This window comes from Corallococcus exercitus (assembly GCF_042231735.1).
GTDB lineage: Bacteria > Myxococcota > Myxococcia > Myxococcales > Myxococcaceae > Corallococcus > Corallococcus exercitus_B.
In genome coordinates this window covers 1,262,092-1,286,077 of the sequence record NZ_CP102577.1, presented here as the reverse complement: position 1 = coordinate 1,286,077, position 23,986 = coordinate 1,262,092, and the positions used below count along the sequence as shown (strand labels likewise).

At 71.3% G+C, this 23,986-nt stretch carries 18 protein-coding genes and 1 tRNA gene; 3 read left to right on the top strand and 16 right to left on the bottom strand.

Annotated elements, in window-relative coordinates; genetic code table 11:
- Positions 1–111 precede the first annotated feature (111 nt).
- The 5 genes from NR792_RS04895 to NR792_RS04875 all read right to left on the bottom strand — a co-directional run bounded on the left by NR792_RS04895 (position 112) and on the right by NR792_RS04875 (position 6,612).
- Positions 112–234, bottom strand: a complete 123-nt coding sequence (locus tag NR792_RS04895; protein ID WP_375758896.1) for a class III lanthipeptide — start codon at positions 232–234, stop codon at positions 112–114.
- A 114-nt stretch (positions 235–348) separates the two neighbouring features.
- Positions 349–2,106 carry an ATP-binding cassette domain-containing protein gene (locus NR792_RS04890; protein WP_375758895.1) on the bottom strand — a complete coding sequence of 586 codons (1,758 nt, stop codon included), beginning with the start codon at positions 2,104–2,106 and terminating at the stop codon, positions 349–351.
- A complete protein-coding gene (locus NR792_RS04885) occupies positions 2,103–3,812 on the bottom strand; it encodes an ABC transporter ATP-binding protein (protein WP_375761569.1) in 1,710 nt (569 codons plus the stop codon). Before NR792_RS04885 ends, NR792_RS04890 begins: the two co-directional genes overlap by 4 nt.
- A gap of 162 nt (positions 3,813–3,974) precedes the next feature.
- Entirely contained in the window at positions 3,975–6,416 is a 2,442-nt protein-coding gene (locus NR792_RS04880) for an ABC transporter permease (RefSeq protein WP_375758894.1), read from the bottom strand.
- 120 nt (positions 6,417–6,536) lie between these two features.
- Positions 6,537–6,612, bottom strand: a tRNA-Thr gene (locus tag NR792_RS04875).
- Between the two features lie 297 nt (positions 6,613–6,909).
- On the opposite strand from NR792_RS04875, the gene NR792_RS04870 reads away from it, so the two are divergent.
- Positions 6,910–8,460, top strand: coding sequence for a Glu/Leu/Phe/Val dehydrogenase (locus NR792_RS04870; RefSeq protein ID WP_375758893.1), 1,551 nt, complete (start codon positions 6,910–6,912; stop codon positions 8,458–8,460).
- Between the two features lie 88 nt (positions 8,461–8,548).
- On the opposite strand, the gene NR792_RS04865 is transcribed toward NR792_RS04870, so the two are convergent.
- Entirely contained in the window at positions 8,549–8,908 is a 360-nt protein-coding gene (locus NR792_RS04865; RefSeq protein WP_014396384.1) for a PilZ domain-containing protein, read from the bottom strand.
- A gap of 197 nt (positions 8,909–9,105) precedes the next feature.
- On the opposite strand from NR792_RS04865, the gene NR792_RS04860 reads away from it, so the two are divergent.
- Positions 9,106–9,738 (top strand): DUF6066 family protein, encoded by a 633-nt coding sequence (locus tag NR792_RS04860; protein ID WP_375758892.1) that lies wholly within the window; start codon positions 9,106–9,108, stop codon positions 9,736–9,738.
- A gap of 12 nt (positions 9,739–9,750) precedes the next feature.
- Here the strand turns inward: NR792_RS04860 and NR792_RS04855 are convergent, their stop codons facing one another.
- The 6 genes from NR792_RS04855 to NR792_RS04830 all read right to left on the bottom strand — a co-directional run bounded on the left by NR792_RS04855 (position 9,751) and on the right by NR792_RS04830 (position 15,947).
- Positions 9,751–11,286, bottom strand: coding sequence for a trypsin-like peptidase domain-containing protein (locus NR792_RS04855; protein ID WP_375758891.1), 1,536 nt, complete (start codon positions 11,284–11,286; stop codon positions 9,751–9,753).
- Positions 11,287–11,371: 85 nt separating this feature from the next.
- Positions 11,372–11,962: a nucleotide exchange factor GrpE gene (locus tag NR792_RS04850; protein WP_375758890.1), complete on the bottom strand. Its 591-nt coding sequence runs from the start codon at positions 11,960–11,962 to the stop codon at positions 11,372–11,374.
- A gap of 84 nt (positions 11,963–12,046) precedes the next feature.
- On the bottom strand, positions 12,047–12,295 hold the full coding sequence (locus NR792_RS04845; RefSeq protein WP_375758889.1) for an RNA polymerase sigma factor region1.1 domain-containing protein: 249 nt from the start codon (positions 12,293–12,295) through the stop codon (positions 12,047–12,049).
- Positions 12,296–12,401: 106 nt separating this feature from the next.
- Positions 12,402–14,447 (bottom strand): ATP-dependent zinc metalloprotease FtsH, encoded by a 2,046-nt coding sequence (gene ftsH / locus NR792_RS04840; RefSeq protein WP_375761568.1) that lies wholly within the window; start codon positions 14,445–14,447, stop codon positions 12,402–12,404.
- 148 nt (positions 14,448–14,595) lie between these two features.
- On the bottom strand, positions 14,596–15,537 hold the full coding sequence (locus NR792_RS04835) for a hypothetical protein (RefSeq protein ID WP_375758888.1): 942 nt from the start codon (positions 15,535–15,537) through the stop codon (positions 14,596–14,598).
- A gap of 2 nt (positions 15,538–15,539) precedes the next feature.
- Positions 15,540–15,947 (bottom strand): (deoxy)nucleoside triphosphate pyrophosphohydrolase, encoded by a 408-nt coding sequence (locus NR792_RS04830; protein WP_120555303.1) that lies wholly within the window; start codon positions 15,945–15,947, stop codon positions 15,540–15,542.
- A 110-nt stretch (positions 15,948–16,057) separates the two neighbouring features.
- On the opposite strand from NR792_RS04830, the gene NR792_RS04825 reads away from it, so the two are divergent.
- Complete coding sequence (locus tag NR792_RS04825; RefSeq protein WP_375758887.1) at positions 16,058–16,519, top strand: multiprotein-bridging factor 1 family protein; 462 nt, start codon at positions 16,058–16,060, stop codon at positions 16,517–16,519.
- Positions 16,520–16,568: 49 nt separating this feature from the next.
- Here the strand turns inward: NR792_RS04825 and NR792_RS04820 are convergent, their stop codons facing one another.
- From NR792_RS04820 to NR792_RS04805, 4 genes are all read right to left on the bottom strand, one after another.
- The gene (locus NR792_RS04820) at positions 16,569–17,441 is read right to left on the bottom strand and encodes a MaoC/PaaZ C-terminal domain-containing protein (RefSeq protein WP_375758886.1); all 873 of its coding nucleotides are present in this window, start codon (positions 17,439–17,441) and stop codon (positions 16,569–16,571) included.
- Positions 17,442–17,563: 122 nt separating this feature from the next.
- The gene (locus NR792_RS04815) at positions 17,564–18,859 is read right to left on the bottom strand and encodes a sigma-54 interaction domain-containing protein (protein ID WP_375758885.1); all 1,296 of its coding nucleotides are present in this window, start codon (positions 18,857–18,859) and stop codon (positions 17,564–17,566) included.
- Positions 18,860–19,239: 380 nt separating this feature from the next.
- Positions 19,240–21,474 carry a hypothetical protein gene (locus tag NR792_RS04810; RefSeq protein ID WP_375758884.1) on the bottom strand — a complete coding sequence of 745 codons (2,235 nt, stop codon included), beginning with the start codon at positions 21,472–21,474 and terminating at the stop codon, positions 19,240–19,242.
- Positions 21,471–23,831 carry an FdhF/YdeP family oxidoreductase gene (locus tag NR792_RS04805; RefSeq protein ID WP_375758883.1) on the bottom strand — a complete coding sequence of 787 codons (2,361 nt, stop codon included), beginning with the start codon at positions 23,829–23,831 and terminating at the stop codon, positions 21,471–21,473. The genes NR792_RS04810 and NR792_RS04805 overlap by 4 nt, the downstream gene beginning before the upstream one ends.
- Positions 23,832–23,986 lie beyond the last annotated feature (155 nt).

The window sequence follows — 23,986 nt, the reverse complement described above, 5'->3', positions numbered from 1 at the left end:
ATGCGGGGGGGGACACTGGGCGTGTGGACCCGAGGCGAGGCCCCAGGTCCACACGGTTACATCAGGTGCGACTCAGCGGCAAAGCAGATGAAGCCTGTACAAAAGACAGCTTCAGGAAACCTCTTCCTGCTTGTTGCAGCTCTGGGAGTCACACGAGGTGCAGCTGATCGCGATGCGACCTTCGTCGGAGGTGGTCTTCACGGCGAGCTTCTGGAGCTTGAGGACGTGGGTCATGGGGGTTTACCTATCCCTCCGGTCCGAGCGGGAGTGCACGGGTTTCAGAGGTATCAACATGATCCTGCTTTATCCAAATCTTTGTCAAGCTTGACAAATACTCTGCGTGTTGCATCAGCGGCGAGGAAGTGTGTCGACGTACCATGATGACTGCGCGCGCCACATCTCGGCGTAGAGGCCGTTCATCGCCAGCAGCTCGGCGTGGGTGCCTGTCTCGGCGATACGCCCGTCCTCCATCACCAGGATGCGATTGGCCACCCGGGCAATCCCCATCCGGTGCGACACCACGATGGCGGTGCGTCCCGCGCCCAGCGTGAGCAGCCGCTTGACCAGCTCGACCTCGGCCACGGGATCGATGGCGGCGGTGGGTTCGTCGAGCACGATGAGCCCGCTCCGGGCCAGCAGCCCTCGCGCGATGGCGACCCGCAGCCACTCGCCGCCGGACAGGTCGCGCCCACCGAATTCGGCGCCCAGCCAGGCATCCAGCTCCCCCTTCAGGTCCGAGCCCGCCTGCTGGAGGACGCCCTGCAGCGCGGCGTCGTCGCGCAGCTTGACCGGGTTGCTGAGCCCCACGTTGTCGCGGACCGGCAGGGCGAACCGGATGAAGTGCTGGAACACCGCGCTGCCGCGCGAACCTTCGGACAGCTCCGCGCTGTCCACCAGGATGGAGCCGCCGCCGGGCCGGTGCAGTCCCAGCAGGAGCGAGGCCAGGGTGCTCTTCCCCGCCCCGTTGGCCCCCACCAGCGCCACGACCTCGCCCGGCGCGATGCTGAGGGAGACGCCCTTCAGGGTGTCGGCCGCGGCGCCCGGATACCGGAACACCACGGACTCGGCGGTGACCGAGACGGGCCGCTCCGCGCCCTCGTTGGGAGGCAGCCGCTCTGTCTCCTCGGGCTCGGCGAACAACGCCGCCAGATCGCCGATGACCCCGGCGTGTTGATACATGCTCCCGGCGTCATTGAGCATCTGGTGCAGGAAGGACTGCATCAGCTCGCCGGTCATGAGGAAGCCGGCGAACGCGCCCGCCGCCTGCGCCGGGTCCATGCGGGCCGCCGCGCTCGCCGCCAGCACCAGGAGCGCGCCGTAGGTCGCCACGGTCACGGCCGCGCCAGCGCCGTTCCACCGCAGCTGTCTGCCGGCCGCCCGCACATCCACCTCGCCGCAGGTCCGATAGGCGGCGGCCCACCGGGTCCGGAGCCAATCCCCCAGCCCGAACAGCCGCACCTCGCCGGCCGAGTCGCGCTTCAAGAGCAGGTCGGCCCACGCGGACGCGAGGCGCTGGGGCTTGGCCAGGGCGCGCGACCGCTCCCGCTCGATGCGGGCCAGCGGACCATGCGTCAGCAGCCCGGCGAGGCTGCTCACCACCAGCAGCCCGGCCAGCCAGGCGCCGCCGCCCAGCGCGAAGATGGCGCCCAGGAGCCCCGCGGTCGCCAGCGTGGAGTGGATGAGGGACAGGGCGCTCTGGATCCACCGGGCCAGCCGCTCACTCAGGTTCTTGCTCGCCTGCGCCAGCCGGTCGTGGAAGTCGGGGTCGAAGTGCCTCGCGAGCGGCACCCCGCCAGCACAGGCCAGCACCCGCTGCTGCACCCGCAGGGTGATCATCGCCTGATGCCACTCCCGCGCCGGGCCGCTGAACACGTTGGTCAGCATCTCCACCAGCGCCACGGCCCCGTAGGCCACGGCCCAGGGCAACACCCCGCTCCCCTGGACCAGCCCGTTCACGAAGCCGGCGGTGATGACGGTGGAGAGGCCGGGACGGGCCGCGTTCAGGGCCGTGAGGAGCAGCTGCGTCAGCGCCGGCAACGGGGCGGCCACGATGAGGTCGCGCACCACGCCCGCCAGCTGGGACCGGGGAGCCGGTTTCGCGCTCACGTGTACCATCCCGCCTGGGCCGCATACATCTCGGCGAAGCGCCCGCCCGCCGCCAGCAGCTCGGCCGGGGGCCCCTGCTCGACCACGCGCCCCCCCTCGAGCACCACCACCCGGTCCGCCAGCCGGGCCGGTCCCAGCCGGTGCGAGATCAGGATGGTGGTCCGCCCCACCCCCAGGTCGGCGATCCGCTTGAACAACTCCAGCTCGGCCTGCGGATCAATCGCCGAGGTCGGCTCGTCGAAGACGATGACGCGCGCATCGGGCCGGAACAGCGCCCGGGCGATGGCCACCCGCTGCCACTGTCCGCCGGACAGGTCCGTGCCGCCGAACTCCGGCCCCAGCAGCGCGTCCAGCGCCGGCGCCTGCCCGGACAGGCCCGCCCCTTCCAGGACCTGCCGCAGCCGGGCCGGCTCGGAGGCCGGGGCCGCCAGCGCGATGTTCTCCTGGAGGCTCGCCGGATACCGCATGGGGTTCTGGGGCACGACCGCGCAGGCGTTGCGGATCGCGGACGGGCTCACCTGGCGCAGATCCACCCCATCCGCCAGCACCGTGCCGGTGGTGGGGCGGCGCAGGCCGGTGAGGATTCCGGCCAGGGTCGTCTTGCCGGCGCCATTGCTGCCCACCAGCGCCACCACCTCACCGGCGCGGATGGTCACGTTGACGTCGGTGAGCGAATCCCGCTCCGCGCCCGGATACCGGTAGCCGACGCCCTGCAGGTGGATCCCTTCGCGCAGCGGCTCGGGAAAGGCCTGCGTCGGCGCGGCCCCCGCCTCCTCCGTGGGCATGGACTCCAGCAGGAACCGCAGGTCGGAGGCATACCCCGCGTGGGTGACGAAGCTGCGCACGGAGCGCATCATCATGTACATGCCCGCGGTGACGTTGCGCAGGGCCGTCAACACCAGGGCGGCCAGGCCCGGTTCAATCGATTTGTTGAACAGCGCCAGGAGCACCAGCGCCCCCGGCAGCAGCAGCACGAACCCGGCGCTGCTCCCGGCCGCCCGCACCGCGCTCGAAAGCGCCAGGCGCAACCGGCCCTGGAAGTAGGCGCTCAGCTCGGCGCGCCACCGCCCCAGGAGGATGTCGCGCAGTCCCCAGAGGCGGACCTCGGGGGCCGCCGCCCGTTGCGTGAGCAGCGACGCGTAGTAATCCGCCAGGCGGCGCTGGCGGGTCTGCGCGACCTCGAACCGCCGCGCCAGCGCCCCCTGGCGGGCGGAGGTCCACAGCAGGAGCGCCTGCCCACCCACCGCCAGCACCGGCAGCCAGGGCGCGGTGAGCGCCAGCGCCACCACGCTGACCCCCACGGTCGGGAGGAGCTGGACGACCGCCAGCAGATGCCCCACCAGCTCCATGCCGCGCTTGTCCGCGCCTTCGGAGACCCGGCGGATCACGTCGTGATTGCTGGATGTATCAAACACATCCAAGGGCAACCGCCCCAGCTTGCCCAGGGCGGCATCCTGCAAGTCAAACCCCGCCGCCACGCGCACCCGCTCGCTCACGTACGGTTCCAGAATCTGAACGACCTGCTGCACGGCGAAGATGGCGGCGAGGCCAATCAGCCACTGCGCCAACGTCCGTCCCTCGGCGTCCACGCCGACGAGCGCATTCACCGCGTAGCGCATCGCCCAGAGTCTGGCCGCTTCCAGCGCTCCGCCCGCCAGCGTCAGGAGCACCCAGGCCGTCACGAACAGCGGCGCCGCCCTCGTCACTCCGCGCAAGAGCCAGACAACCTGTTTCAACACAGACGCACGCCCATCCGTGGAGGCCGCTGCCGAGGACAAGAAAAAGCTCCAAAGTCCGACGTTCTGGAAGCTTTATACCAGCGGTGAAACAGGACTTGAAGCCGGGCGGCGCCGCGGGATGTGTCGCCTTCAGTCGGAGCGCAGCACGGACATGGGGTCCACGCGCGCGGCCCTGCGCGCGGGCACCAGGCTCGCGAGCAGCGCCACCGTGAGCAGCAGGAGCGCGACGCCCGCGAAGGCCACCGGGTCGGTGGCGCTCACGCCGTACACGAGGCTGGTGAGCAATTGGGTGAGGCCCAGCGCGCACAGCGCTCCAATCAACAGCCCCAGCCCGGCGAGCCCCACGGCCTGCCGTATCACCAGCCCGAGCACGGCGCGCTCGCTGGCCCCCAGCGCGAAGCGGATGCCGAACTCGCGCGAGCGCTCGGCGACCGCGTAGGAGACGACGCCGTAGAGCCCCAGCACCGCGAGCAGCAGCGCCACGCCGCCGAAGGCGCCGAGCAGCAGCAGGCTGAAGCGGCGCTGCGCGAGCGAACTGGAGAGCAGGCTCTCCACGGTGCGCACGCGCGGGGGCAGGTCCGGGGTGAGCTCGCGCAGCACCGGACGCACCGCCTGGGCGAGCGCCGTGGAGCCGCCGCTCCCGGCGACCGCGAGGTGGAAGTGCCCCGCGGAGCGCAGCCGCTGCCGGCTGCAGCCATAGAGGGTGGGCTCGGGCGGAGTGTCCAGCCCCTCGTCGCGCACGTCTCCCACCACGCCCACCACGGTGAAGGGGTGCAGGTCCCCGTCCATGTTGCCGAACTGGATGAGCTTGCCCAGCGGGTCCTCGCCGGGCCAGCGCGCGCGGGCGAGCGACTCGCTGATGAGCGCCACATGCGGGGCCTCGCGCGTGTCGCTCGCCTCGAAGAGGCGGCCCTTCACCAGGGGAATGCCCATCGCGCGGAAGTAGCCCTCGGTCGCGACGCGGTAGTTCGCGCTGCCCGTGCGCGAAGGCTCGCGGACCAGCCGCTGGAAGGCCTCGAAGTCCGGCACCTCGTCCGGCCGGTTGAGGACGAGGAACGTCCCATCCGCGCCGCTCCCCTCCAGCGGGAACTGGTTCACGCTGCCCACGGCGGCCACCCCGGGCAGCTCGCGCAGCCGCGCGGTGAGCGTCTCCTGCAGCTGCACCTGGGTGCGCCCCTCCGCCTCGTCCTGGGCGCGCGGGAGCTCGAAGCTGAGCACCGCGATGCCTTCCGTGCGGTAGCCCGGGTCCACGCTGAGCAGGCGCAGGAAGCTGCGCGCCAGCAGCGCCGCGCCGACGAGCAGCACCAGCGTGAGCGCGAGCTGCCCCACCACCAACGCCCCGCGCACGCGGCCTCCCGCGACGGCCTGGCTTCCCTGGGTCAGCGCCGCCCACGGGCTCTGCCCCGAGGCCCGCAGCGCCGTGATCCACCCGAGCCCGAGCGTCAGCAGCACGCAGAGCGCGAGCGCGAACCCGAGCGCCATGCCGTTCACCCCCACCTCGCCCGCGCGCGGCAGGTCTCCCGGCTCCAGCGCGAGCAGCGCCGGCACGCTCCAGGCGGCCAGCAGGACTCCGAGCGCGCCGCCCGTGAGCGTGAGCACGCCCGTCTCGACGAGGAACTGGCGCACCAGGGTGCCACGGCCGGCCCCCAGCGCCACGCGCACCGCCAGCTCGCGCCGGCGCGTGGCCAGGCGGGCCAGCAGCAGGTTCGTCACGTTCGCCCCGGCGACGAGCAGCAGGAAGGCCGCGGCCCCCAGCAGGATGAGCAGCATGGGCCGCGCCTGCCCCACCACGCTCTCGCGCAGGGGCACCGCCGCCGCGTCCACCATCCAGGTGTCATCCCCGTGCTCGGCCTTCAGGGCCCGGGCGATGTCCGTCAGCTCGCGCTGGGCGGCCTCCAGCGTGACGGTCCCCGCGAGCCGCCCCACCACCAGCCAGTTGTGCGCGCTGCGGCTGGGCAGCCGGCCCTCCAGCTCCCGCGGCGTCCACAGCTCGGTGCCCGCCGGGTAGTCGAAGCTCGCGGGCATCACGCCCACCACCGTGTAGACGCGCCCCTCGAAGTGCAGGGTGCGGCCGGAGCCGAGCGGTGCGGAGCCCAGGCGCCGGGTCCAGAAGGCGTGGCTCACCACCACCGCCGGGGCGCCCCCGGACTGCTGCTCCTCGGGAACGAAGCCGCGTCCCACCGTGGGCTGCACGCCCATCACCCGGAAGAAGTCCCGGGACACCAGCGCCGACGAGGCGAAGACGGGCGCGTCCGCGCCGGTGACGGCCACCTGCACCCCGCCGAGCACCTGGGCCAGCGCCGCGAAGGAGCGGCTGCGCGCCTGCACATCCTCGAAGTTGGGGTCGGAGAACTGCATCTTGCGCCCGTTCGCCGACAGCTCCGAGAGCCGCACGAGGCGCTCGGACTGCGGGTACGGCAGGGGTCGCAGCAGCACCCCCTCCACCACGCTGAAGAGCGCCGTGCTCGCGCCGATGCCCACCGCCAGCAGCAGGATGCAGGTGAGCGCGAAGCCGGGGCTGCGCCTCAGGCCGCGCAGCGAGTGACGCAGCTCACCTTTGAATGAATCCATTCGGGCAGGCCTCGGGCAGCGGGGGGCCTGGGTTTACTACCCGATATCAAGGGGCTCCGGGAATCCCGGGGCGCAAATGAAAAAGGCCGGCTGCCCAGGGGCAACCGGCCTTTCTCTTCTTGGAGCCGACATCCGGATTTGAACCGGAGACCTACTGATTACGAATCAGTTGCTCTACCAACTGAGCTATGTCGGCGCACCGAAAGCGGCGCGTAAGTACCATCCGTATCCGGACCCGGCAAGGAGTTTTTCCGCGCCTTTTCAAGCGCCCTCCCCCACGCCCGCTTCCAGCCTCCAGAAGCCCTGACAGGGATGACACGGTGCGTCCGGCGGGGTGACACACCGCGTTGCCTAAGTCCGCGACTTTTCTCCATTATTTGGAGAAATGGTCGCTTGCCAGAGCGGTTGAATCCCCGTGGCGCCTGTGCTCATAAGGGCGCCGCTTTCCCCAGTGGCCCCCATCCGGGTGGGCCCTCAAGGAGCACGTTCCATCATGGCCAGCGAAGAGACTTTCATGCGCGCCCCGGCCCCTACGCCCAAGCGCACCATCTACACGGAGGCGATGGAGATCTTCAATTACGCGGCGGATCTCATCGGCCTGGACAAGCGGGTGCGTCTGGAGCTCGAAGAGCCCGACTACGAGCACATCTTCTACGTCACGGCGAAGCTCAAGGACCGGCTCGTGCCGCTGCTGCCGGAGGAGGCCAAGGCCTTCTCCGACCTGCCCGTCACCCAGGTGCGCAACCCCGAGGGCCTGGAGCGCCTGGCCAACGGCAACCTGATCCTCAACGGCCGCGCCCTCCTGGGCTCCGACGTCGCCATCCGCCACGGCCACCTGCGCCTGCCGGACGGTCACGTCTACCAGCTGGTCCCCGGTGAGTCGCAGCGCTTCAAGGCCTACCGCGTCCAGCACAACCAGGCCCGTGGCCCCTACAAGGGCGGCCTGCGCTACCACCGCGAGGTGTCCCTGGACCTCTTCAAGGCGCTCGCCGCGGAGATGACCTGGAAGACGGCCATCGCGGAGGTGCCCTTCGGCGGCGGCAAGGGCGGCATCCAGCTGGACCCGCGCGAGTACGGCCGCGAGGAGCTGGAGGCCATCACCCTGCGCTTCATGTACCGGCTCAAGAGCCTCATCGGGCCGAACATCGACATCCCGGCGCCGGACGTGGGCACGAACCCGGAGATCATGGCGCTGCTCTACCGCCAGTTCTCCGACGGTGAGCGCGAGCGCCACAACCTGCGCGGCATCGTCACCGGCAAGGACGTGCGCATCGGCGGTTCGGAAGGCCGCGGCAAGGCCACCGGCCAGGGCGTCGCGTTCTGCATCGAGGACTACTACGCCGACCGCGGCGAGAGCGTGAAGGGCAAGACCTTCGTCATCCAGGGCTTCGGCAACGTGGGCAGCCACGCCGCCATCATCCTGGGCAACATGGGCGCGCGCCTGCTCGCGGTGAACGACGCCGACGGCTCCATCTTCAACGGCGACGGCATCGACGTGAACGCGCTGGCCGCCTACGTGGCGGATCCGAAGAACCTCAAGCGCTCCGTCGTGGGCTTCCCGGGCGCCCAGCGCATCGAGAAGAAGGACCTGTGGGACGTCCAGGCGGACATCCTCGTCCCCGCGGCCCTCGGTGGTGAGATCACCGCGGACGTCGCGGAGCGCCTCAAGGTCAAGCTCATCGCGGAGGGCGCCAACGGCCCCACCACCCCGGAGGCCGACCGCGTCCTGCAGAAGCGCGGCATCGAGCTCATCCCTGACATCATCGCCAACGCCGGCGGCGTGACGGTGTCCTACTACGAGTGGATCCAGAACAAGCGCATGGAGCGCTGGAGCGAGGCGGAGGTCGATCAGCGCCTCGAGCGCGCCATGAAGCGCAACTACCGCATCATCCGGGACATCTCGCGCAACCAGCCGCGCAAGACGGAGATGCACGACAGCCGCCCGTACTGCATCGGGAAGGCGGTGGACAGCCGCTGCGCCGCGATGATCCTCGCGCTCAAGCGCATCGAGGCCCACTACCTCCTCGAGGGCTTCTCGCAGTAACCGGCCCCATCCGGGCCTCCTGCGCGTCGCCCCACCGGGGCACGGTGTCTTCCCGCTTCTTGGGGGAAGGGCCGTGCCCCGTGGTGTTTCAGTGCATCACCCGCTCGCGGTCCACCAGCAGCAGCGGCGCGTCATCCATGGTCTCGTAGGCCACGATGCGCAGCCCCACCCCGCGGCTGTTGCCGGGCCGCCCGTCCTTGCGGCCAAAGGCCAGCGCCACCTGGTAGCGGACCTCGCACAGGCACGTCATCTCCGTGCCGTCCTCGCCCGCGAACGTCACCTTCAGCTTCTCGCCCAGCCCCAGCGAGTCGCGCACCTCGATGAACATGCCCCGCGCGCTGATGTTGCGGCCAATGCCCCGCATCATCCCGTCCTGCGTGGACAGGTACACGGTGAAGATCTTGTCGAAGCGCAGGTGGGAGCGGCGTTCCTGGGGCTGCGTGTTCATGCGGGGAGGGCTCCGAGACAGGTGGGGACAGGGGCAAACTACACGGTAGCCAGATGTAGGCAAATAATCACCTACATCCACCCTGACGCACCATGACGCACCATGGCTCGTTTCACGGGAAAGCGCTGCCCCCGGCGCGGCGGGAGTGGCAGCATCCAGAGGGCTGTCCCTCCCCCCTTTTTCCGGAGTTCCCCGCCGTGAATCGCATCCTGGCCGCCGCCTTTGCCCTCCTTGTGCCCACGCTCGCCCTGGCCGACGTGGACTCGCGCTTCGCGAAGCTGCGTGACGAGTCCGAGCCCCTGGGTGGCCTGGGGGCCTTCCTGGAGAAGTACGTGGGCGAGTGTGACGGGGCGCTCGTGGATCCGCGGTGCAAGCAGCAGGCGGAGGCGTTCCGCAAGAAGTACACGGGCAAGCGCCTGTACATGATCATCACCGAGGACGACGCGGGCATGCTGTCCGCGGGCGACTTCAACCCCGGCACCAACGAGTACACCATCAACATCACGCCCTTCTTCGCGGGCGGGAAGTACGGGCTGTCCCACGGCGCGCCGAAGAAGACGGACGCGCAGGGCAACCCGGTGATGAACCACCTGGTGGTGAGCGGCACGGCGCCGGAGATGTGGAACGGCGGCACCTTCCAGCGCGTCTTCAGCACCCGGGGCGTGCGCGCGCAGGTCGTCTTCACGCCGCAGTCGGTGTGGACGCTGCCCAAGAAGGGCGGCGGGAAGAACTACGGCGTCAACGCCCGCATCGAGGCCGTCCTCGTCACCGAGGGCCGCACCGGCAACCAGATGGGGCTGTGGATCAACGGCAAGGACGCCGCGAAGTAGCGGCCGCGGCCGTCAGCGGGCGATGGCGATGTACTGGAGCGCGTCGCCCCGCTGCACGCGCAGGAGGATGCTGGCCCCGGCGCTCCCCCGCTCCAGGGCGGCCTTCACCCCGGCGGAGTCCTTCACCCGCCGGCGGTTCACCTCCATGACGACGTCACCCGCGCGCAGGCCGGCCTGCTCCGCCGGACTGCGCGGCACCACGCCGGACACGAGCGCCCCCAGGAAGGGCTCGTAGCCCAGGGGCGCCGCCACCTCCGGCGTCAAGTCCCGCAGCACCAGCCCCAGGTCGTTCGCGGAGCTGCCGCCCCGGTTGGAGAGCCCCTCGGTGGCCTCCTGCGCGGGCCGGGCCACGAGCCGCACCGCCACCTCCTGGGTGCCACCGTCGCGCAGCAGCGTCAGCTTCGCCTCCGTGCCCGGCGCCAGCAGCGCCACCTTGCGCAGCAGCTGGAGGTAGCTGCCAATGGGCCGGCCGTTCACCGCCACCAGCCGGTCCCCGGGGCGGATGTGCGCCGCGGCGGCGGGGCTGCCCCGGTAGACGTCCTTCACCACGGGCGCCGTGGCGGTGGCGTCCGCGCCGTCCTCGTTGATGACGACGCCCAGCCAGCCGCGCTCCAGCTTCCCGTTCTCCCGCAGGTTGGGCAGCAGGTCCTTCACCAGGTTGATGGGCACCGCGAAGCCAATGCCCTGCCCCTCGCTGATGATGGCGGTGTTCACGCCAATCACCTCGCCCTTCATGTTGAAGAGGGGGCCGCCGGAGTTGCCGGGGTTGATGAGCGCGTCCGTCTGGATGAAGTCGTCGAACTGGCCCACGCCCAGCACGCGCTCCTTCGCGGAAATCATCCCGTGCGCCACCGAGTGGTCCAGGCCGAACGGGTTGCCGATGGCCACCACCCAGTCCCCCACCTCCAGCGCGTCCGAGTCCCCCAGGAACACCGCCGGCAGCGTCCCCAGCCCCGCGCCGTTGAGCCGCAGGAGCGCCACGTCCGTGGACGCGTCGCGGCCCACCACGTCCGCGGGGAACTCGCGGCCGTCCGCCAGCCGCACGGACACCTGCTGCACCGGCACCTCGCGGGGGCCGTCCTTGCCGGGCGTGACGCCGGAGCCGGACGGGTACACCGCCGGGCCCTGCGCGTTGGCCACCACGTGGTTGTTGGTGACGACGAGCCCGTCGGGCGTCAGCACGAAGCCGGAGCCGGTGGAGCGCTTCACCGCGCCCGCCACCGCGCCGGGCCCCACCGTGGTGATGTTCACCACGCCCGCCTCCACCGCGCGGATCAGCGGCGCCAGCGACGTGGGAGGCGTGAAGTGGGGCAGGCCCGCGTAGCCCGCGGGGCGCTCGCGCCAGAGCGAGGACGCGCCCGCGGCAGCCGGGGCGTCCGTCGTCGCGGGCGGCGGGGAGGCGAACCAGGCGATGTGCTCGCGCACCCGGGCCTGGAGCCAGGGCGTGAGCGGATCCTCGGCGGCTCCCGCCACCGGGGCGAGCGCCACCACGAGAAGGACGCTGAGCAGTCGGACAGACACGGGGCGGCAGCTTACACGGCAGGCCATGGCGACAGGGCCCAACAGTCCGGCCCCCTCCGCCCTTCCCGGCCGCGCTCCCGGTTCCTTGGGACGCGGTCAGGAGGGGGAACGCTCAGGCCTGGGCCGGGGCCACGTACCGGGCCACCTTCACCCGGGCGGGGCGGATGATGCGGTCCTTCAGGCGGTAGCCCGCGCGGAACTCGGCGACCACCTTCTGGTCGTCGTCCTGCACCGGCGTCACCTCCATGTCGGCCGCCTCGGCGAGGTTCGGATCATACGGGCGCCCCACCACCTGGAGGCGCTCGATGCCGGTGGCCTGGGCCTTGGACAGCAGGCTGTCGCGGATCATCCGCACGCCCTGCACCAGGGGCGACGCGTCCTGCTGACTGTTGGCCAGCACCAGGTCCAGCTCGTCGATGGCCTCCAGCAGCGTGCGGGCCACGTTGCCGCGCTCCACGTCGAGCATCCGCTCGCGCTCGCGGGTGATGCGCTGCTTGAACTCCTCCTGGTCCTTGGTGAGGACCTGGAGCCCCCGCGCCAGCTCGTTCACCCGGCGGCGCGACGCCTCCAGCTCCGCCTGGAGCCGCGCCACCTCGCCGTCCTGGACGGCCTCGGCCTGGGTGTCGGAGGACGCGCCTTCCGCCTCACTGTCGGCGGGGGCCTGCGTCTCCGGGGTCTCGTCGCTGCGGGGATTGCCGTCCATTGTCGAACCTGCGCCAGGGGTTGGAAGAAGCGGACCTCGGTGAGCGGCGCGAACGTAACCGCGAGGGCGGCCCTGTCAACGCGCCTAGTGGTTGGACGGAGCCGAGGGCGGCGCTTCGGCCATGAAGCCGTGATCCACCTGCCCCGTCACCTCGTCGATGATCTCCACCTGGGCGGCGCGAAGGGAGTAGTAGAGGAGCCACCGCTCGGCGGCCGTCAGCGTCCCCGGTGGCAGCGCCTCCTCGATCTCCTGCACCGTGAGCCGGCCGTCCTTCAGGCCCTTGGCGAACAACGCTTTCCGCGCGACGTAGCTCTTTCCGATCCGGTTCTCCACGGCGACGCCTCCTTGTCGTTGGAAAGTAATTTCGCCCACCGGTCACCGCAGGCTGGCGGTGGATCCGGTGGGCGAAGGGCTGCCTGGAGGGCAGGCAGGCTCGGGCCTACGAGTCGAGCTTGCCTTCCGTGTGCTGCGTCGGCGGGACCACTGGCTCGGACTCCGTGCCGCCCACGGGGTGCGCGGAGATGACCGTGCGCGCCTCGGGGTGGAGCAGGCCGCGCTGCGCCTGCACCTTGGGCCCCAGGATGGAGATCATCGCTTCCTCCTCGATGACCTCCGTCGCCAGGAGCCGCGCCGCCAGTGCCTCCACCTTGTCACGGTGGGTGTGGAGGACCTCCCGGGCGCGGTCGAGCGCCTCGGAGACCATCTTGCGGACCTCTTCGTCGATCATCCGCGCCGTCTGCTCGGAGTAGGTGCGCGACTCCGGCAGGCCCGCGGACCGCAAGAACCCCGGCCCCTGCTCACCGCTCAGCGCCACCGGACCCAGCGTGCTCATGCCGTAGTCGCGGACCATCATCTTGGCGATCTCCGTCGCCTGCTTGATGTCGTTGGACGCGCCGGTGGACACCTCGCCGATGAAGATCTCCTCCGCCGCGCGGCCGCCCATCATGCCCGCCATCTTGTCGCGCAGCTCGTCCAGCGACATGAGGTAGCGGTCCTCCAGGGGCAGCGACATGGTGTAGCCCAGCGCCGCCAGACCGCGCGGGATGATGGACACCTTCGTCACCCGCTCCGCGTAGGGCAGCATCCAGCCCACCACCGCGTGGCCCGCCTCGTGGTGCGCGACGATCTCCTTCTCGCGCTCGTTCATGCGGCGGTTCTTCTTCTCCAGGCCCGCCACCACGCGCTCGATGGCCTCCTCGAAGTCCGCCCGCATCACCGCGTCGCGGTTCTTGCGCGCGGCGAGCAGCGCCGCCTCGTTCACCACGTTGGCCAGGTCCGCGCCGGCGAAGCCCGGCGTGCGCGAGGCGATCTGCTTCAGGTCCACGTCCGAGGACAGCTTCACGCCCTTGGCGTGGATCTCCAGCACGCGCTCACGGCCGCGCTTGTCCGGGCGGTCCACCAGCACCTGCCGGTCGAAGCGGCCCGGGCGCATCAGCGCGCTGTCCAAAATCTCCGGGCGGTTGGTCGCCGCCAGGATGATGAGGCCCGCGCGGCTGTCGAAGCCGTCCATCTCCGCGAGCAGCTGGTTGAGCGTCTGCTCCCGCTCGTCATGGCCACCGGCCACGCCCGAGTTGCGGCTCTTGCCGATGGCGTCCAGCTCGTCGATGAAGATGATGCACGGCGCCTTCGCGGTGGCCTGGGCGAAGAGGTCGCGGACACGGGCCGCGCCGACGCCCACGAACATCTCCACGAACTCCGAACCGGAGAGGTTGAAGAAGGGCACGCCCGCTTCACCGGCCACGGCACGCGCCAGCAGCGTCTTGCCCGTGCCCGGAGGGCCCACGAGCAGCACGCCCTTGGGGATGCGGCCACCCAGCCGGCGGAACTTCTCCGGCGTCTTGAGGAACTCGACGATCTCGCGGAGCTCGTCCACGGCCTCGTCCACGCCGGCCACGTCCTTGAAGCCCACGCCGGTGTCGGCTTCCGCCTGCACCTTCGCGCGAGTCTTGCCAAAGGACATGACACTCTGCGGGCCCTGGCCCATGCCGCCGGACATCCGGCGCATCATGAAGCTCCAGAAGAGGATGAGGAGGCCCATCGGGATGAGCCAGATCCACAACACTTCGCTGAAGCTCGACTGCGGGACGGCCTCGAACTGGATGCCCTTCTGCTCCAGGAGCGGCACCAGGCCCTCGTCACCGGGGACGCGGTAGGCCATCCACGGCAGGGCGCTGGGCTCGCTGCGCAGCGTGCCGCGCTCGCCCGGAGGCGGCTGGGCGTTGTCCTTGAGGAAGCCCTTCACCCACTCATTGGAAATCTGGACGCGGCTGAACTGGCCGTTCTCCACCGCGTCGCGCAGTTGGCTGTACGACACACGGCGCACGCCCGCGTCCTGAAACACGTTCCGGAACAGCAGGAACCCCAGGACGAGCAGGAGGATGTAGCCCAGTGGTGAGCCGAACTTGAACCCACCTTTCGTGGGTGTTGGCTTGTCGCTCTTCTTTCCGCGCGGGCCCATCCCCGGCGGCAGGTCCTGTGGCTTCATCGTCGGCACGCTCGCCCTCCCCCTCCCCCGTACAGACGACACCATGTCGTATGACGGTTCCCTCAGCCGGCCAAAGATGGTCACCCCCGCCAAGCCGTCAACCGCAGGGCGTGATCGGACGACGACGAACGAGGTCAGGACTGTCCGATCAGCGGCAGTCCATGCGGACCAGGGGCTCCCCCGCGAACTCACTGCCCAACAGGTAGCCGCGGCCGTCCTGGAGGAACGTCACGGCTTCCGACTGGGCCTGGCTGGCGCCGGGCACCTCCACCACCTGCGCCTGGACGAAGTCCTCCAGCCGCTTCGCGTCCGAGCGGCGCAGCTCCCACACGCGGGTGTACGTGCGCACCAGCAGGCGCTCGCCGGAGGGGTGCAGGGAGGCAGCGGTGGACAGGCGGTCCACGTCGTCCGGCACGCGCAGGGTGCCCAGCTTGCGGGCCTTGCCCGTGGCGCCGGGCTTCAGCCCCTCCACCGCGTAGAGGTCCCCCAGCGACGCGCGCGTCTTCGTGAGCACGGCCACCTGGCCGGAGCGGCCATCGACGATGAGCGACTCGGCGTCGTGGGGGCCGTCCTCGTAGGTGAAGAGCAGCGTCTCCACCGGGACCGAGGCGTTCTCCACGGCCGCGGGCTCGGGCAGCCGGAACAGGCGCACCTCCTTGCGCCGCTCGAAGTTGTCGCCGGTGTCCGCCAGGAAGATGCAGGCCTCCTGGCCGCCCGGCGTGCACGGGCCCACGGCGACGTCCTCGATGTCGCGCGGATCCGCGCCGGTGAGCGTGAGCGTGGCCTTCACCGCGCCCGTCTCATCCAGGGCGAACAGCTCGAAGGCGTTGTTGGAGTCGTTGTGTCCCCAGAAGACGCCGGGGTGCTTCTGGCTGGCGGCCAGCCCGGACAGCTCCGGGACCTGGCGGGGCACGGCGCCCGTCTGGCGGCCGTCCGTGTAGAGCAGGCAGCCCTCGAGCCCCGTGGCGGGCACCTGCTGCAGGCCGGCGTCCGGGGCGCTGTCGCCGGTGGGCGCGGGGCGGGAACTGGAGCAGGCGACGGACAGCAGGAGGCCCGCTGCGGCGGCGAAGCGCACGGTCGAGGGGCGCACGGTCAGTGATCCAGGTCCAGCAGCCGGGCCAGCGTCTTGGCGTCCGCGTCGGGGAAGCGGTACTGGCCCATCTCCTCCAGCGCCACCCAGCGGTGGTCATGCACGCGCAGGTGGTGGATCTCCGCGTCCGGGTGGCTCAGGCGGCAGCGGAACACGCGGAAGTCGATGTCGTAGGTCGGGTACTCGTGGTGGGTGTGCATGACCTGCTCGAGCACCTCGATGCGGACCCCCATCTCCTCCTGGAGCTCGCGGGCGAGCGCCACCGCGTCGTGCTCCCCCTCCTCCACCCGGCCGCCCGGGAACTCCCACAACAGGGGCAGCGACGCGGTGGGAGGACGCTGGGTGATGAGGTAGCGACCCATCTCGTTCTGGAGCATCGCGCCGACGACTCGCACGTGACGACGGGTCATTCACTTCTCCTCGATTGGGGTCCCAAAGATGGAAGTCGGGGTGCGGCGGCGTAACACAGCCCCTGCCCGGCGCCAATGCGCAAGGCCCCTCCTCAGGGAGCAGCGTGCGCATGGCCGGGACGCGTGGCCACCCCACCCGGCTTCCGTCCCGTGGGGGCAGGCCGGGACCGGAGTGCCGGGCTCCGGCGAGGGCCGGCGGAGGGCTGGACCCCGGGGGGAGCGGGCTGTTGGGGACTTCACGTCCCGGGGAGGCGCTCCCCGGCCGGGCCGCCGTCCACGAGGGGGGCGTGTGGGATTCAAGTGACGGGAGGGCCGGATGGCGCCATGCTCGGGGGATGACACAGAGTCGGAGAGAGCGGGCCGAAGCGCTTGGCGCCGCGCTGAAGGCAGCGCGGCAGCAGGCGGGGCTCTCCATGGAGGAAGTCGCGGAGCATCTGGAACTGGGCGTGGAAGTCCTGGCCCGCGTCGAGCGAGGGGTGATGGTCCCGACCATCCCCACGCTGAGCCGGCTGTGCGCCCTGATGAAGCTGGACCCGGACAGCCTGCCGGACCTCCCGGAGCTGAGTGACTGACGCGGCTGGCGGGCCCCTCCCCGGCCCGCCGGCGCGTCGCCCTCTTTTTTCAGCCCAGCCGCCCCACCAGGTGCGGCTTCCCCTCCTCCGTCAGCACCCGGAACGCCACGCCCGCGGACTCGCGAGCCGTCTGGAACGTCACCCGGGAGGGCAGGAGGAGGGGCTTCTTGAAGTCGCAGTCCAGGCGCAGCGCGTCCGCATGGGCCGCCTCCCCCAGCTCCGCCACGCACCTCGCGAGCGTCCACATGCCGTGCGCGATGGCGCGCGGGAAGCCGAAGGGCTTCGCGGTGACGGCGGTGAGGTGGATGGGGTTGAAGTCGCCGGAGGCCCGCGCGTAGCGGCGGCCGGTGTCGGCGGGGATGCTCCAGGACGCGGGACGGCTGGACGCGAAGCGCGTGTCCTCGGGAGGCGGAGCCTTGCGCGTGCCGTCCCCGTCCTTCCGGGGGGCCTTGCGGCGCAGCATGGTGCTGACGGCCTCCCAGAGCAGCTCGCCCGTGTCCTGGGACTCCACGCGCGTCTGGATGTCGAACTCGTGGCCGGCGGGGACTTCACGCTGGCCGTCGAAGCGGCAGGCCACGGTGAGCGCGGTGGTGTCCGGCAGGCGGCGGTGCTGCTGGAGGTGGTTGCGCACGTGCACGATGCCCACCGCGGAGTACGGGAAGTCGGGCAGGCCCAGGAGGCTCATGTGCAGCGGCGTCGCGAGCACCTGCGGGTACGTGAGCGGCAGGAAGCCGTCCGCGTCGAAGCCGCACGCGATGCGGTAGCGCTCCAGCAGCACGGGCGACGCACGGCAGCCGTGCGCCCGCAGCGTCAGGTCCGGCAGCGTGGTGCCGCCCCGGGACTTCCCGAAGGGGACGGCCGCGCGCAGGAGCGTGGCGGGCATCGACGGGAGCGCGTGCAGGTCGAGGATGGGAGCGGACATGCGGCGGATTCTCCGCCACCCGCTCCCGCCGCGCGCGGGATTTGTGAATGCGTCAGCGCTTGAGCCCGTGCCTGCGCGGGAGCGGATGACAGGCAGACGCCCTCCAGCGCCCACCGCGCGCGTCAGCTCTTGAGGCCGTGTCTGCGCAGGAGCCGGTACAGGTAGACGCGGTCCATGTCCGCGGCGGCGGCGGCCTGGGACACCTTGCCTCCGTGCAGCTTGAGGAGCGCTTCGACGTAGTCGCGCTCGAAGCACTCCAGCGCCCGGCGTCGGGACTCCGCGTACGTCAGTGACGGGTCCACCGCGCGAGGGATGGCGGGCGCCAGGGGATTCGCGGCATCCGTCGCCGTGGGTGGCAGCGCGTCCTGGAAGACGAGGCAGCGCTCCAGGTGGTTGCGCAGCTCGCGCACGTTGCCCGGCCAGGGGGCGCGCTGGAGCCGCGCGAGGAAGTCCGGCGTGGTGAGCTTCGCCTGTTGCTCCGGCGTGGCGCCCAGCCCCGCGAGGATGCGCTCGACGATGAACGGGATGTCCTCCGTGCGCTCGCGGAGCGACGGGATGGGGATGCCCACCACGGCGAGGCGGAAGTAGAGGTCCGCGCGGAAGCGGCCCGCCTGGACCTCCTGGCGCAGGTCGCGGTGCGTGGCCGCGATGACGCGCACGTTGACTGGCTGGTACGTGTTGGAGCCCAGGCGGCGGATCTCCCGGTTCTCCAGCACGCGGAGGAGCTTCGGCTGGAGCTCGGCGGGGAGCTCGCCGATCTCGTCCAGGAAGATGGTGCCGCCGTCGGCCTCCTCGAAGGCCCCCACGCGGCGCTGGATGGCGCCGGTGAAGGCTCCCTTCTCGTGGCCGAACAGCTCGCTCTCCAGGAGGTTGGCCGGGAGCGCGCCGCAGTCCACGACGAGGAACGGCGCGTTCGCGCGGGCCCCGGCGCGGTGGATGGCCTGCGCCGCGCGGCTCTTGCCGGTGCCCGTCTCCCCTTCCAGCAGCACCGTGGCGTTGCACGCCGCCGCGCACGCCATGCGCTCGAAGCTGGCCCGCGTCGCGGCGGAGGTGGCCACCAGATCTCCGAAGGTCACCCGCTCCGGCATGACCGCCGGTCCCGGGCCGTTCGTCAGACCCGGGGAGTCCTCGGCGTGGCCCGGACAGGGCTGCATGGGGTGCACTGCCTCCACGCGGCCCGGCCCGATCCCCGTGAGGGGCTGCCTTCGTTCGGACGCGATCACCTCCGCGTCGTGGCGCGCGGGCGGATGGCCCCCGGTGGATCCGCTCCGCCCCCTGGCTCTCGACTGACGCCACCGGACCCCGTCCACGTACGTCCCCGGGCGTTCATCCGGGGCCCGCGCGCGTGCGCCCTTCTGCTCCGGCTTCATCTCGCAGTGGAAACGCGACACGGCGGACTCCTCGTTCGACAGGTTCATTGAGGACACGGTTCCCCCCGGGACCGGTGGCGTGTGGTGGACCGCGCTTCAGCAGGCGCGGAGGATCTTCAGGCGCAGCCTTGCGGCCACAGCGAGTCAGACGTCGCGCGGTAGGACGCACACGTGACGCCGTACAGTCGTGCCGGCCAGGCCCAGCAGGGCCCACGCCGCACGCAATGAAGTCTTCATGATGAATGCCTCTCGCTTCCCTGGAGACACGCGCGACGCCGCGCGCATGGAGGCATGCCTGCTCCCCGTCAGCCGACGGACGGACCCGCGGCCCGGGACCCCTCCCGGGCATGTTCCAGCACCCCTCATGGGCCTTTACGCCGGGGCTTCTGGATATTCCCGGACAATTCCCGGGGCTTTTTCCCGAGGGGTCAGCGGACCGTGAGGTTCACCACGAACTCCGCGGCGCTGTCTCCCTCGCGCGCCGCCTCCACCACGTCGGGCCGCTCGTCGCCCACCCACAGGCCCAGCACGTCGTACACGAGCCACTGCGCCAGGGACCGGGAGGCCCCCTGAACAGCGTCGCGCGGCACGCCGGACAGGGCGCCCTGCGTCTCCATCAGGGCCCGAGCCAGCCGCGCGGGCACCACCCAGCACTCCGGGCGCACGAAGGCGGGCACCAGGAAGAGGCAGAACGCGGCCTCCGTGCGATTGAGCAGCGCGTCCAGGCGCTCACGGCCCAGACGGAACGTGGGCAGCCACTGGCCCTCCCCCCGCTGCTCCAGCTTCGCCACCGGCACCCGGACCACGCGGCGCGTGCGCACGAAGCCCTCGCGCTCCACGGACACGACGAAGGCCACCTCCGTGCCTCCGTCAGCGGGCGGTGTCGTCTGACGATGCACGGCCATGGACAGCGACAGCGGCGAGGCCACCAGCGACCCCAGGTCCGCCTGCACGCGCTCCAGCTCCGAGCGCAGGCCTTCGAGCAGCCCCGCGACCAGCTCCGGCGTCTCCTCTCGGAAGCGCTGCGGATGGCGCTGGGCGACGTCCGCCTCCACGCGTCCCACCGCGCCCACGAGCAGGTCCTCCAGGTCGCGGTCGCGCAGCCAAGTGCGGCCACCCACGGGCACCGCGCGCGTCGCGTGCAGGTGGCGCAGGGAGGCGGTCAGCGTCGTGGGCTCGGAGGGCTCGAAGGCAGGCGCGTGCTTCCCCTGCCCCGCGCCAGCCTGGAGGAAGGCCTGGAGCGAACGGGCGCGGAAGCGGGCCCGGGGGGACGGGTGCTCCAGCAGGCGGCGCACCTGCCGCCGGTCCGTGGCGGTGCGCACCAGGGACAGCGTGGCCAGCTCCGCCTCCGACGAGGCTTCGTCCGGCGCGCACCAGAGGAGGAACTCGATGGCCGCCTTGCGCAGCACGGGCTTCCTGCCCATGCGCCACGTCACCTCCTTGCGCCAGGCGACCAGCCCGTCCAGGCCGGGCCGCGCGGGCGTGCGGAAGCGCGGCCACATCTCCGCGCACTCCTCCGCCAGCCACACGAGGTGCGTGAAGCCGGGCAGTGACTCCAGCTTCGCGCGGGCGCGGGTGCGCCGCTCGAAGGCCTCTGGCACCCCGCGCCGCACGGAGGCGCGGAACAGCCGCTCCTCCAGCCACAGGAGCGTGAGCGCCAGCGCGGGCTCGGCCTTGCGCATCGTGCCCTGGCAGTGGTCGAGCACGAAGCGCGCGTGGCCCAGGTCGGCGGCCGTCTCGAAGTCGCTCTGCACGAGCGCACCCAATGCTCCGCGCAGTCCGTCCACCGGGGGCGCGTCGAAGAGCGTGAGCAGGTCGCAGAGGTTCTCCACCACGGCGGGCGGTCCGCCCACCTCCACCGTGCGCGCCAGGAGGAGCCCCGCGCGCGAGCACCAGTCCGGCTCCTTGCGCCCGTTGGGGTAGCACGCGAGGAAGCCGCGCATGCCGTTGCGGCCGTCTTCCGACGTGGCCAGCGAGAAGAGGCGCTCGCCCAGCACTTCACTCGCCTCGCGCCAGGGGATGCGGGCGGCGCGCGTGCGGATGAAGTCGGTGAGCTTGTCGCGGCCGCCGTCGCGGGTGTCGGGGAGCAGCGCGCGCAGCTGCTCCAGCAGGTCCACGGACTTCGCCCCCGTGCCCATGACGTACTTGAGGTCCACCTCCACGGTGTCCTGGAAGCGCAGCGCGCGGCCGTCGTAGGTGCAGGGCACGCCGCGCACCAGCGTCGACAGCGCTTCCGGGTGACGCTTGAGGTGGCGCGTCAGCACCGTGGACACCGTCACGGTGCTCTCGCGCTGGAGGCGCTCGGCGTTCTCCGTGTCGCCCGCGTCGCGGAGCGCCGTCACCGCCGCGTGCTGCCGCGCGAGCAACTGCTTCAGCAGGCCCGGGCGCGGGTCTTCGTACGGCCAGAGCAGTTCGCTGAGCGTGGACAGCAGGAAGAGGAGCTCCGCCGGGGTGCGCTCGCCCGGGGACAGCCGCTCCCATGCGGCGGCCTGGGCCCGGTTGCGCTCCTCCAGCGAAGCACCGCGCACCCAGCGGGCGAAGTCCTCGCGCCACTCCGCGCTCGACGCCACGGCCTCCCGCGGCTCCGTGGCGGCGACGCGTGCATGGAGCGCCTGGAGGGCTTCCGGCCAGGAGGCTTCCACCATGGGCTGCGACAGGCTCACCCGGGCCTCGAAGGACTTGCCGGAACCAGGGCCTGGGCCACGGGGCTCGGGGCCACGGTGATGACCACGGACTTCGACGTGGGCGTGCGGCTCTTCTCCGCGAAGCTGTCCACCGGCACCAGCACGTTCGCTTCCGGGAAGTAGGTCGCCGCGCACTGGCGCGGGATGTTGTACGGCACCACCAGGAACTCGCGCGCCACCCGCGTCTCCCCCTGGAAGTGGCTGGTGAGGTCCACCTTCTGCCCCGCCGTCAGCCCGCGTGCCTTTACGTCCTCCGGGTGCAGGAACACCACGCGCCGGCCCTGGTGGATGCCCCGGTAGCGGTCGTCCAGGCCATACACGGTGGTGTTGTACTGATCATGCGAGCGCAGCGTCATCATCAGCAACTGCCCGGGCTCCAGCCGGTGGCGCGGCATCGTGTGCACCGTGAAGTGCGCCTTGCCGTCCTTCGTCGTGAAGCGCCCCTCGCGCGGACCGTTGGGCAGCGCGAACCCGTTGCGCTCACGCACGCGGCGGTTGAAGTCCTCGAAGCCCGGGATGCACCGTTGGATCAGCTCGCGCACCCGGTCGTAGTCCTCCACCAGCGACAGCCACGACACCTTCGAGCGCGCCCCCAGCACCGCCTGCGCCAGCCGGGCCACGATGACGGGCTCGCTGAGCAGGTGCTCGGACGCGGGGGCCACGGCGCCGCGCGACGCGTGCACCATCCCCATCGAGTCCTCCACCGTCACGAACTGCCGCCCCGCCGCCTGCACGTCGTGCTCCGTCCGTCCCAGGCACGGGAGGATGAGCGCGCGCCGGCCATGCACCAGGTGCGCGCGGTTGAGCTTCGTGGACACGTGCACCGTGAGCCGCGCCCGCCTCAGCGCCCGCGCGGTGAACTCCGTGTCCGGCGTGGCTGACAGGAAGTTGCCGCCCATCGCGAAGAACACCTTCACGCGCCCGTCGTGCAGCGCCTGGAGCGTCCCCACCGTGTCCAGGCCCCGGTGGCGCGGCGGCGCGAAGCCGAACTCCTTCGACAGCGCGTCCATGAACTCCGGCCTGGCGTGCTCCCAGATGCCCATGGTGCGGTCGCCCTGCACGTTGCTGTGGCCGCGCACCGGGCACACGCCCGCGCCCTGCTTGCCGATGCTGCCGCGCAGGAGCGTGAGGTTCACGATCTCCTGGATGTTGCCCACCGCGTTCTTGTGCTGCGTGAGCCCCATGGCCCAGCAGAAGATGGTGCGCTCGGAGCGTGCCAGGATGTCCGCCGCCGCCTCGAGCTGGTCGCGCGGGACGCCGCTCTCCTCCACCACGTCGTCCCAGGACACCGTGGCCAGGTGCGCGGCGTACGCGTCGAAGCCCGTCGTCTTGCCCTCGACGAAGGCCCGGTCCACCACGGTGCCCGGCGCCTTCGCCTCCCGCTCCAGCAGCGCCTTGCCCAGGCCCTGGAGGAGCGCCACGTCGCCGTTGATGCGCACCTGGAGGAACAGCTTGTTCAGCGCCGTGCCCGGGCCGAACAGGTGCAGCACCTCCTGCGGGTGCTTGAAGCGGTTGAGCCCCGTCTCCGGCAGCGGGTTGACGGAGACAATCTCACAGCCCCGGCGCGCGGCGGCCTGGAGCGCCGTCAGCATGCGCGGGTGGTTGGTGCCCGGGTTCTGCCCGATGACGAAGATGGCCTGGGCGTGGTCGAAGTCCTCCAGCGTCACCGTGCCCTTGCCAATGCCAATCGTCTCCGAGAGGCCCGTGCCGCTGGACTCGTGGCACATGTTCGAGCAGTCCGGCAGGTTGTTGGTGCCGAACTGCCGCACGAACAGCTGGTAGAGGAACGCGGCCTCGTTGCTCGTGCGGCCGGACGTGTAGAAGGCCGCCTCGTCCGGCGAGCCCAGCGCGTTCAGCTCCTCCGCCACCAGCGCGAACGCCTCGTCCCAGGACAGGGGCTCGTAATGCGTCGAGCCCTCACGCAGGACCATGGGGTGCGTGAGCCGGCCCGCCTTGCCCAGCCACAGGTCGGACTGCTCCGCGAGCCGCGCCACGCTCCACTCGCGGAAGAACTCCGGTGTCACGCGCTCCTGCGTGCCCTCCTCCGCCACCGCCTTCGCGCCGTTCTCGCAGTACTCCTGCACGGAGCGGTGCTGCGGATCCGGCCACGCGCACCCCGGACAGTCGAAGCCATCCTGCTGGTTGATCTTCCAGACGAGCTTGCCGCCGCGCCACGGCCCCGCCTCGGACAGCACGTGCTTGAACGCGCTCAGCACCGCGGGCACGCCGCCCGCCACCGTCTTCACCGGCCCCACGTCCGGAGCCCGCGCCTCCAGCGGAGGCTGCGCCCCCGGCACCGCCAGTGCGTTCCCGCCCCCATCCTGTCCCTGATCCATGTCCCACCTCTTCCGAGCGGCGGGACTCTACCGCGCCCGCGCCTTCCCGGCAGGCCGGGGCCTTCGCCGCCGCCGTCCAGGTAAACCACTCTTTCAAGTCTCCCGGGGAACATGCAGGATGGATTTCACGCGGAGTGCCCCCCGGCGCTCCGTGC